At 42.3% G+C, this 10,707-nt stretch carries 10 protein-coding genes; 3 read left to right on the forward strand and 7 right to left on the reverse strand.

Annotated elements, in window-relative coordinates; genetic code table 11:
* Positions 1-367: 367 nt before the first annotated feature.
* On the forward strand, positions 368-961 hold the full coding sequence (locus VLN09_RS06315) for a hypothetical protein (protein WP_325244753.1): 594 nt from the start codon (positions 368-370) through the stop codon (positions 959-961).
* 608 nt (positions 962-1,569) lie between these two features.
* Here VLN09_RS06315 and VLN09_RS06320 read toward each other — a convergent pair.
* Both VLN09_RS06320 and VLN09_RS06325 read right to left on the reverse strand, forming a co-directional pair.
* Complete coding sequence (locus VLN09_RS06320; RefSeq protein WP_325244755.1) at positions 1,570-1,881, reverse strand: NGG1p interacting factor NIF3; 312 nt, start codon at positions 1,879-1,881, stop codon at positions 1,570-1,572.
* A 62-nt stretch (positions 1,882-1,943) separates the two neighbouring features.
* A complete protein-coding gene (locus tag VLN09_RS06325; RefSeq protein ID WP_325244758.1) occupies positions 1,944-2,582 on the reverse strand; it encodes a DNA-3-methyladenine glycosylase in 639 nt (212 codons plus the stop codon).
* A 206-nt stretch (positions 2,583-2,788) separates the two neighbouring features.
* Here VLN09_RS06325 and VLN09_RS06330 point away from each other — a divergent pair, with 206 nt between their 5' ends.
* Complete coding sequence (locus VLN09_RS06330) at positions 2,789-3,130, forward strand: hypothetical protein (RefSeq protein ID WP_325244760.1); 342 nt, start codon at positions 2,789-2,791, stop codon at positions 3,128-3,130.
* A gap of 88 nt (positions 3,131-3,218) precedes the next feature.
* On the opposite strand, the gene purC is transcribed toward VLN09_RS06330, so the two are convergent.
* The 4 genes from purC to VLN09_RS06350 form a co-directional block, all read right to left on the reverse strand.
* Complete coding sequence (gene purC / locus VLN09_RS06335; protein WP_325244762.1) at positions 3,219-3,932, reverse strand: phosphoribosylaminoimidazolesuccinocarboxamide synthase; 714 nt, start codon at positions 3,930-3,932, stop codon at positions 3,219-3,221.
* Between the two features lie 101 nt (positions 3,933-4,033).
* On the reverse strand, positions 4,034-4,351 hold the full coding sequence (locus VLN09_RS06340; RefSeq protein ID WP_325244764.1) for a hypothetical protein: 318 nt from the start codon (positions 4,349-4,351) through the stop codon (positions 4,034-4,036).
* Between the two features lie 35 nt (positions 4,352-4,386).
* Positions 4,387-5,292, reverse strand: coding sequence for a 4-hydroxy-tetrahydrodipicolinate synthase (gene dapA / locus VLN09_RS06345; RefSeq protein WP_325244766.1), 906 nt, complete (start codon positions 5,290-5,292; stop codon positions 4,387-4,389).
* A 528-nt stretch (positions 5,293-5,820) separates the two neighbouring features.
* Positions 5,821-7,278, reverse strand: a complete 1,458-nt coding sequence (locus tag VLN09_RS06350; protein WP_325244768.1) for a Do family serine endopeptidase — start codon at positions 7,276-7,278, stop codon at positions 5,821-5,823.
* Between the two features lie 725 nt (positions 7,279-8,003).
* Between VLN09_RS06350 and VLN09_RS06355 the strand changes: the two genes are divergently transcribed.
* The gene (locus tag VLN09_RS06355; RefSeq protein ID WP_325244770.1) at positions 8,004-10,202 is read left to right on the forward strand and encodes a cation:proton antiporter; all 2,199 of its coding nucleotides are present in this window, start codon (positions 8,004-8,006) and stop codon (positions 10,200-10,202) included.
* A 277-nt stretch (positions 10,203-10,479) separates the two neighbouring features.
* Here VLN09_RS06355 and VLN09_RS06360 read toward each other — a convergent pair.
* A partial coding sequence (locus tag VLN09_RS06360) for a dTMP kinase (RefSeq protein WP_414709095.1) occupies positions 10,480-10,707 on the reverse strand: 228 nt, incomplete at its 5' end.

Consider the following 10,707-nt stretch of genomic DNA (forward strand, 5'->3'; position numbering starts at 1 on the left):
CATATTAATATCTGAAAGCCACTTTAATTATTTTTTAATCCAATAAATAATATAGTAGTGTTAGCGATCTTTGTGGTTATAAGCAACACCTTAGTCACCGAAAGTATCGAATGGTTACGCAATTATTAGAAAAATTTACAACTTCTTAACAGCAATGACATGTGTTAATGAGCTTTAAGTCTTACTATATGTATATAAGAGAATATTTAAAGAATAACGAAATTAAAGAACAAACATCTATAATTTACGAGCATTTTTTGCGTATTACTCATGATTACTGCCGTTATTCTACATTAAATATCAACAAATTTTTGCAGTAACAGGTGCGAGATTTATCCTGCCAATTTATATCCTAGGAGATTTCATCATGAAAATACTAAAACTTTTCTCACTTAAAACGGCCATACCCGCCTCGCTTGCCCTTGCACTCGTTGGGGTTACTGCTGGCTGCGCCGTCGCCGGCCCAGGTTATAAAAATTATCCGATATACAACGATAACAGTGGTTATAGTCAGGCTGAAAACAACCGTGCTATTCAGCAGCTGCGTCAGGACTTGCGCCGTAAAGGCTATGATGTGATGGATATCAGAACGGATAGCTATCGCGGCAACCGCATACTGATTGTGCTTGCCAAAAAGAATAACCAAGCCTATGAGCTTAAATATACGTCACCAGATCTGAGACTCATCATCTCGACCAAAAAACCTTGGTCGAATGCTTGGGATGATTACAAAAACGACTATCAAGATAAAGACAGCATCAAAAATGAAGCACGTTATCCTGTGATTAAACGCCGTGCTATCAACAAAGTTGAAAGTATGGGTTATCGAGTCAAAAATATCGAGTTTGAACAAAAAAACAATCGCGGCGTGTTTGAAATTGAAGCCAAACGCGGCTCACAAGAGTATGAGATTGTACTTGGCTATCCAAACTTGAATGTGATCAAAATCAAAAAAGACTAATATGAGAAGATTAGCATTAGAAGGTTGGCGTTAAGATAGGCACTATAAATAATGCTGATTGATTCTATCATTTACTAAATTTTGGCATCATTTAACCTTTGATGCCAATGGTCAAATAAGCCAGCCCTTGGTTTATTTGACCATTTTTTATCGCTTTTTTTGTTTATTGCATACTATCTACTTATAGTCTTTTAATACGAAATTTCAATATCATTAGTGAGATTATCTTATTAAAATCAACTCTTTATTAAAAACCACAGTAATAGGCAGCATGGCAGCGGTGCTATTGACGATAACAACAGGCTGCGTCACTACACCTGGCTATAACCCTTATAGCGACCTTTATGAGGATATTTATAAAGACAGTAGCGTCTATAAGAAACACCAGAATACTATCAATAATATTGATAAAGAGCTTTATCAATGTTATTGAGCAAAAAGCAGCAAATAAAGTACGTAGCATGGGTTACCATGTTGAAGACGTCAAATACAAAAAAGGCGACAAAAAGATAAAGGTAAAAGCGCACCGTAGCGGTGAAGACTATAAAATAGAGCTTGTCTATCCAAGTTATAATGTAATTAAAATTAAAAAAGATTGATAGCTGGCGTTAAAACTCTAACACCTCAATCACATCATAAGCAGGCGTCTCATAAGGATGCGCCTGCTTTAATGCGCCGATAACCTTTTGAATATTAGCAGTAGCAACTACCATCTCAATCCGCCATTCGTTTACTCTCTCCAAACTGTCCTGTGTACCAATATGCGGATTACTACCTGCTAGTGGTATAAACTGTCCTATTCCCTGCACTTGCCAGCAGCATTGTTCATAATTGCCAATCTTTCCAGCACCCGCCGCAAATAAGGCAGACTTTACCTGCTCTAACGCTTCTTCTGGTACAAAAACCGTGAGTTTATACATGTCGTCGCCTTATTGAATTAGTTGCCTTATCAAATCTATTTAAAACCAACTTAAAAATTCCGTTATTTTTTTGATAATGAGGGGTGGTCGGCCCATATATAGCGTAGCAACCAATACTTTGACTCACCCGCATAGTCTATACCGATACGAGGACGCAATGATACTGGTGGCTGACAACCATCATCCTCAACCCACAGCATTGAGGCAGGCGAAATGGGCTTACCATACAGCGTCTTATCTATCTGTAAGCCCTTGGTCAGCTTACCCGGACCTGCTAGTTGTTTAATGTGATTTAGCTGTTTAGAAGGCTCTAATAATTTATCATCAACTAAGTGCTTACTATCTTCCGTTAAAAATCCAGCGCGAATCAGCACTGCTTCAGGCGAGTCTACCGGTCCACTGACCAAATTGAGCATATGATGAATACCATAGGTCAAATACACATAAAATACACCGCCCACATGGTACATAATCTCTGTCCGCGGCGTACGTGTGCCTGCATGCGCATGACATGCCGCATCCCCTTCACCGATATACGCTTCTGTCTCTGAGATACGCATACGCAATGTTCTCTGCTGACCATCACTATCTGTCAGCTGTCGGCACAATACTTTGCCAATGAGGTCAGCTGCGACCACACAGGTGGGACGAGCAAACCAAGATGGTTCCAAAACAATCCATGCAGCTTTAGACAGTAACATCAATCGTGACCTTTTTATAAGGGTTTATATTTACACTCTATTATCACAGCAGCATAAATTTAACATAAAAAGCCATTAAAGGACGTTTAATGGCGAGCATCATTACCTATTGCAACTGATGCTATACAGACACTTAACTCGATCAGAGAGTAATCTTAATGGCAGATATACCAGACTAAAAACAACATCACCAAAAGGATAAAACGATGAGTAACTCTAATACTCAAAAAAATGAGCAGCACAATGACAGTAATAAAACAGAAGATAAAAAAAGCGATGTAAAAGATCAGAGCGCTAATAAAAACTCTGACAATAAAGATAAGAGCTCAAACAATCAATCAGACAACAAAGCGTCAGATAGCAAGAAAGACAGCAATACTTCTAATAAAAAAGGCAAAGACAATCAAGAAGCTACCGATAAAGAGTCATCTTTAGCAGATACTGCGACTACTAAAGCAAAAGAAGTAGTCGGCTCATTAGTGGATAAGGCCGCAGATGCCATGGAGTTTGCTGCTAAGAAAATCAAAGAAGCCCGTAAAGACAGCTAATTTATTGAATGACATAAAAAAAACTGAGCTCATAGCTCAGTTTTTTTGTTTTGACTATTTTTTAGCTATATTAAAAACCATACGTTCATTAACTTAATGGCACACCAATACGTTTTGCGACTTCTTCATAGCCTTCGATCACGTCGCCTAAAGACTGACGGAAACGGTCTTTATCGAGTTTCTTCTTGGTCACTTTATCCCAAATACGGCAGCCATCTGGTGAGAACTCATCACCTAAAACGATACGGTCATGGAATACACCAAACTCTAGCTTGAAATCAACCAAAATCAAATCGCCGGCATCAAATAGTGAGGTCAATACTTCATTCACTTGATGGCTCAGCTCTTGCATTTTTGCTAATTGTGCATCGGTTGCCCAGCCAAGAGAGATAGAGATTGACTCATTAACCATTGGATCGCCAAGCGCATCATCTTTATAAAAAAGCTCATAAGTTGGCGGCGTTAGCGCTTGCCCTTCTTCTAAACCCAGACGGCGTACCAAACTGCCGGCAGCAAAGTTACGCACCACGCACTCAACCGGAATCATCTCTAAACGCTTGACCAAGACTTCATCTTCAGATAACTGCTTTTCAAAATGAGTCTCAATACCAGCTTCAGCAAGCTTTTGCATGACAAACGCATTAAAGCGGTTATTTACCACACCTTTACGCGCGAGCTGTTCGATACGCTTGCCATCAAGGGCTGAAGTATCATCACGAAAATGTAAGATCAGCAGGTCGTTGTCTTCTGTTTCATATACAGATTTGGCTTTGCCTTTATATAGCAGTTCTTGCTTTTGCATTACGGAGTTTCCTGTTCGTTCAAGCTTATGTGGTAAAAACGCGCAGCGACCGCTAATAGCTTATAAAAGCATTAGCGGCATTGATAAGGTTAAAAAACTATTTATTCAGCACTGCTTGCAGCAACGGCGCGCTGCGGTTGTGGCAGTTGGTACTGCTTACCTGCTTCATTCTCTAATTTAAGCGTATTGGCGCCTACATTAGGAGTTGGATATAACGGTACAAATGGCGCTGTCTCTTGAGCAGCTGGCAACTCTAATGGCGCCAATTTTTTACTTTGCTGATACTCTAAGCTACCATTATCACGTTTGCCAATGAAGTCTTTTGTCGCTTGGCAGCCGCTCAATACTAACGTACTACCCAACACAACAGTCAGCATAGTTGGGATTATTTTTGCAGTCATTGATGATACTTTCATCATATTATCTCTCTACATTAGCATCTACATGCATCATTTTATAATAAGTTAGCGCGAACCAAGGCATTGTCAATCGTTGCATGATGTTGCTCAGCCAGCCATACCAATGGCAGACGAATACCTTTATCAATCATTCCCATTTTATGCAAAGCGTACTTGGCTGGAATAGGACTTGATTCGATAAATAGGTCACGGTGCAGGTGCTTGATGACATCATGTACTTGATTGGCAGCGTCAAAATCGCCACGCAAAGCCGCTGTAAAGGTTTCGCTCATAGCTTTTGGTGCCACATTGGCAGTGACAGAGATATTACCTTTGCCACCAACTTTCATTAGTTCAAGTGCGCTAACGTCATCGCCAGATAAGACAACTAGACGATCGCCAACAGCTTTGATTAATTGCTCACCGCGTGCCACTGAGCCGGTCGCATCTTTAATGGCAACAATATTAACGATATCAGCTAAGCGTTCAACCGTTTCTTGTGCGATATCAACGACCGTACGTCCAGGGACGTTATACAGCATTTGCGGGATATTTACGGCTTCAGCAATGGCTTTATAATGCTGATATAAGCCTTCTTGCGGCGGTTTATTATAGTAAGGGGCAACGAGCAAAGCACAATCTGCACCAGCATCTGCCGCATCTTGAGTCAGCTTGATGGCTTCAGTGGTGTTATTGGCACCAGTACCAGCAATCACAGGTATGCGACCGTTGACATGTTGCACAAAATAGCGAATGACATCGCTGTGCTCTTGCATCGACAAGGTAGCGGATTCACCAGTCGTACCAACAGCGACAAGGCAATGAGTGCCTTGTTCAATCTGCCAGTCTATGAGGTCTGCCAGACGTTTATAATCGACCGTGCCGTCACGAAGCATGGGCGTTATCAAGGCTACCATTGAGCCTTGTAGTCGGGTTTTAATATCGTCGTATGCTGTGCTCATAACTGTGCCTTACTCTAGTATCCTAGCTTTGATTAAAGCTATCACATGATAGGTCGTGTGCAAGTACCAATGCTGGTTATGAACGGTTTATGGTGAAAAATTTGCATAAATACGATCAATACTACGCATGCTCATAAACGCCATTGGTGATATCTTGCTCGATGTTAATACGGTTTTTTTGTATGGCTGCTAACGTCATTGATGTCATGTTTATTTGGCATGAATACAACGGTTAGCTCATCATAAAAACGCCTGCTAGTGTAGCATATTTTGGATTGACCGCTATCAATCAATTAATGCTTAAGCAAGCTATTCTACGAAAAACTGCCTAGCTACTTTACTCTCATTTTACTATCAATCTAAAGTGAAACTGAGAATAGTAAGCTTTTAAGCTAAACATCCAGTTTAGTCTAATTACTAAGTCGCGATAAAACCTTTTTTGATGCGTTAACTAATCGTCAACATATTGATGGCTTATCGATACAAGCAAACAGACCGTTGCGCCACCAGTGATAACAGTCTTTCTAATTATTCTATGCGTAAACCAATAATACCGGGAATGCCTTGGCGCATCACCTCAATGGTTACTACGCCTTTTTTGGGCAATACCGACACAGCGGTCGAAAAATCATTGACGGTTTTAATCGGTTTTTGATGAAGATTGGTAATAATATCGCCTGCCAATATGCCCGAACGTGCCGCCAATCCGGTTGGCTCAAGCGTTGTGACCAAAACACCCGTTTTATTATCAGACGCCAGCTCTACTTGCTCCTCTGGGGTCAGATTCCTCAGTGCCAAGCCCAAACTTATCTCATTATTCTGCTGACCACGGTTTTCTGGCTGCATGTCACTTGAGACGTCACTAAGCTTGCCAGTTACGAGAGATTGCTTACCATTACGCTGAATTTGCATACGAAAGACGTCATTGGGACGCGCGCGATTAATTAGATTTAATAGGTCAGAGGCTTCCATAATTTGAACATCATTGTATTGCAAGATAATATCGCCTGATTTTAGCCCCGCTTTTTGGGCGGGTGAATCAGGTGACACGCGTGTCAGCAATGCCCCTTGTGGACGCGCTAAGTTGTAGGCTTCAGCGAGATTACGGTCAATGTCTTGCGGATAAATACCTAAGTAGGCACGCTCAACTTTACCATTGGCTTTAAGCTGCTGATAAACATCCATCGCTGCATCGATCGGGATGGAGAACGATAGACCCATATAACCGCCCGTCCCACTAAAAATACGCGAGTTGATACCAATCACCTCACCGCGCTGGTTAAATAAAGGTCCGCCTGAATTACCAGGGTTCAATGCCACATCAGTTTGGATAAAAGGCACGCTGGTTTCACGCGAAAAGTTACGTGATTTGGCGCTGACAATCCCTGACGATGCCGAATAATCAAAGCCAAATGGTGAGCCAATCGCCAGTACCGGCTCACCCACTTTTAGGCTATTAGAGTCGCCAATCGGCAGCGCTGGGAATTTCTTGCCCGTAACCTTTAACACCGCCACATCCGAGCGCTCATCACTGCCAACCAAGGTGGCATCAAGCTCTGTTCTGTCATTGAGGGTCACAGTGATTTTGTCTGCACCCGCCACCACATGGTGATTGGTCAGCATATAACCATCATCGGTCACAAAAAACCCCGTGCCATAAGCATGCTCAATCGCTGGCGTCGCTGCTTGATCAGGGATACGCAGGCGATCACCAAAGAATTTCCGTAACAGCTCAGCCGTTTGGGCTTTGGCAAGCTCAGCCTCGCTCACCGTTTTGGTTACATTCACACGTGCTACGGCTGGCGTGACCTGCTGTACCAAATTCGAAAAATCCGCTGTGGTAACAGCTGCTTGTGCACTTGGCATCATATTTAGGTTAATACCAACAACCATCGTAGTAGCGACAGCGATTGCGAGGCTACTACGTTGTAGCAAACGCTGCATCGTACTGGCGATGTTTTGCATTTTAGCGGTATTTATTGGCATTTTATCCCTCATCCAAGTAATCTTTATCATTTTTTTGAACAGCTGGCTCAGTGTTTATTCACGCAACGTAAGCGATGCCAGTTTTGACTGATAAGCAGCTATTTTACCTGAGTTTATCGATTATTTTTTGCTGACTGCAGCTCAGCTTTCTAATGATTCAACGCTCATTATTCAGTGCTCATCTTAATTATTAAAAATGCTGACTTATCATAGCAAGCCCTCAGAACAATTTCAGGATAAGCTTGTTGATCAATAACATTATGTGCTTACTTATTCTGCTGCTATTGTCTGTGCTTGCAAGAGCGCTACAACGCTTTGGGTGACAGTCAGCACGAAGTTATATAAAATAAAATCATGTTATGATAACCAGCAAAATACCCTTAAAAGCGAATAAAAGTTAATGATAAGCACTTATTATTAATACTACATTGCCCAGATTGACTGTTATTCTGCTACATCTTCCCTCTTTGCGCTGCTAGCTTTTATGCGTTGGGCTTTGATATTTTTAGAGCTTTGCTACTTTGGCTAGAAGTGCGTTTGTCTTTGCTATTATCTTATGTTTGCTACTATATAGTATACATGACTCATGCTGTGACTCTTACTGTAACTGTTAATAGCGATGGTTCGCGTTAGCAATCAATCAAACAGGCTGTCTGTCTGTCTGTAATGAATACGGCAATCCTAAATCACTATACAGCATGACCATATTATAAAAGGATTAATTTATGGATACCGCCCTACTGTTATCCGGCGTGGTTGGGATCGGTATTGCCGCCCAATGGTTGGCTTGGTATTTAAAGCAACCGTCCATTTTGTTTTTATTACTGATTGGTATTATTGTTGGTCCAGTATTAGGGGTTTTCGATCCTGACTTGGTACTGGGCGAGCTGATGTTTCCCTTTATCTCACTAGGCGTGGCGATTATTTTATTTGAAGGGTCGCTGACCTTAGAGTTTGAGGAGATCAAACAACACGGCTCTGTGGTGCAGTTGTTGGTATCGGTCGGCGTCCTCATCACCATCGCTATCGTGGCGCTGTCGACGTATTTACTCTTTGATGTCGATCCTATCATTGCTTTATTGTTTGGTGCCTTGGTTTGTGTGACAGGTCCAACGGTCATTATGCCGCTACTGCGCAGTGTGCGCCCAAACAAAACCATTTCTAACATTTTGAAATGGGAAGGCATCATCATTGACCCTATCGGCGCGATTGCGGTGGTATTGGTCTACGAATATATCATCTCAGGCGGTGAAGCCAGCAGTATTTTGCTGTTCGCCAAAATTGTGGTATTGGCAGTAGCAATGGGTCTAGCTGGCGCATGGGCATTAGCATTTTTAATGCGTCGCCATATGATTCCTGAATTTTTACGTAATGTTTTTACCCTTGCTTTTGTGCTGGTACTCTTTTCAATCTCCAACCATTTAGAGCACGAATCTGGTTTACTGACAGTGACCGTCCTTGGCGTTGCGCTGGCAAACTGGCCTAAATTCCCGCGTGATACCATTTTAGAGTTTAATGAATCACTGACCATCTTGTTGGTATCGGTGTTGTTTATTATCCTTGCCGCCCGTGTTGAGCTGGAAAGTCTGCTTAGCGTGGGCTTCGCCGGGCTGGTACTATTGGCGATTGTCATGTTTGTCGCTCGTCCCTTGTCGGTTTGGGCTTCCTCTATCGGCTCTAATTTAAAAACCAAAGAAAAGATGATGATCAGCTGGATTGGTCCACGTGGTATCGTTGCCGCTGCCATCTCATCGTTGTTTGCCATACGTCTACAAGAGTATGATATTCAAGGAGTTGAGCTGCTTGTGCCTTTAGTATTCTTGATCATTATCGGCACGGTAATGATTCAAGGCTTGGGTGCTAAAATGGTCGGCAATTTCTTGGGTGTCCGTGAGCCTGAAACCAACGGTATCTTAGTGGTCGGCTCAAACCCTATCGCTTTACTGGTCGCCACCTCGTTAAAGGATCAGGGGTTTGATGTCATCGTCGCCCATAATAATTATACCAATATTGCCAGCGCGCGCATGAGTGGCTTACGTACCTATTTTGGCAACCCTGTTTCTGACCATGCTGACCACCATTTGGATCTCATCGGTATCGGTCGTCTGTTTGCCATGAGTATGGATAAAGAGCTCAATACTTTATCTGAGATTCACTACAGTCATGAGTTTGGTGAGCGCAAATTGTATCGCTTACAGTTTAGCGATGAAAAAGTCAAAAGTGAGCGCGATGACAAGCAAGGAAACTTCCATTCGCAGTGGTTATTTGGTAAAGACGTCACCTATACCAAGCTTGCCAGTATGCTGTCCAAAAAGGCACGTATCAAAATTACCAATATTACGGACAGCTATAGCTTTAAGCAATATAAAGCCGATAATAAGCAATTTGTCCCGCTTTATACGGTCGATAAAGAAGGCAAACTGCACGTAATTACTGACAAATTCGATGGTACTGTGCCGCGTGATCGTAAACTTGTCTCCTTAGTGGTCGATGATGAAGTACAGCCAAAACCGGTTGATGTGACGCCGCAACAAGAACAAGCGCGCGCGGTAGCGGATGCCAGCTTTGAATCCAGCTCGAAAGCCCCTGAAAAACGTCAAGAAGTAGATCTGACAGATGATAGCGATGAAACCACTACGCTAGAACCTACAGTAGATTCAGATGCTACAAAAGGCACTAATATAGAAGCTCAATCCGAAAAAGTAAACGCTCAAACGATGGTGCCTAAAGAGGATTCTACTCAAGCTGCTAATAAGGGTGTAATATCAGATAACTCGACGGCAACCTCGAAAACGAAGATCTCTAGCAATACGAACGGTAATGGCAGCGCACCGAAAAACAGAAAAGGGGCACTTGACCCCAATCGTTTACCCGATTCAAGTGGCGACAATATAGCCAATGATATCGATAGCAATAAAGCATAGACACTGCTTTTAAGCAATGAATCCGTAAAATATAAAAGCCCCAACTACTGAGTTGGGGCTTTTTGCTTAATTACTGTAAAATAAAGATAACAGTGCCAAATATAGTCGGTGAAAAGTAATATCGATACAACACGTACTGCTGGTGCAAATTTTTCTTGCTTGCTGTGGCTACGCAGACAGAGGCTGCAAAAAATTTACACCAGCAATACTGTAGCGACTTTAAAGTATTTCAACTATAGCATTAATCTGATAGCTTTAACCTAGTGTAAAACCAGCACTAACCTAGCTCAAATTTATCTTGTACTGTCTGCCAGATACGCGCGCCGACTTCATCGGTACTACCTGAGGCATCAATACGCTGTATGCGTTCAGGCTGCTCGCTGGCAAGAACACTAAACCCTTGATGGACTCTAGTGAAAAACTCTGTTGCCTGCTGCTCAAAGCGGTCAGCGGCACTACGCTTATTGGCGCGCGCCATACCTTCTAATACGGGTAAGTCTAGCCA

The sequence above is a fragment of the Psychrobacter sp. genome (genome assembly GCF_035469765.1).
GTDB lineage: Bacteria > Pseudomonadota > Gammaproteobacteria > Pseudomonadales > Moraxellaceae > Psychrobacter.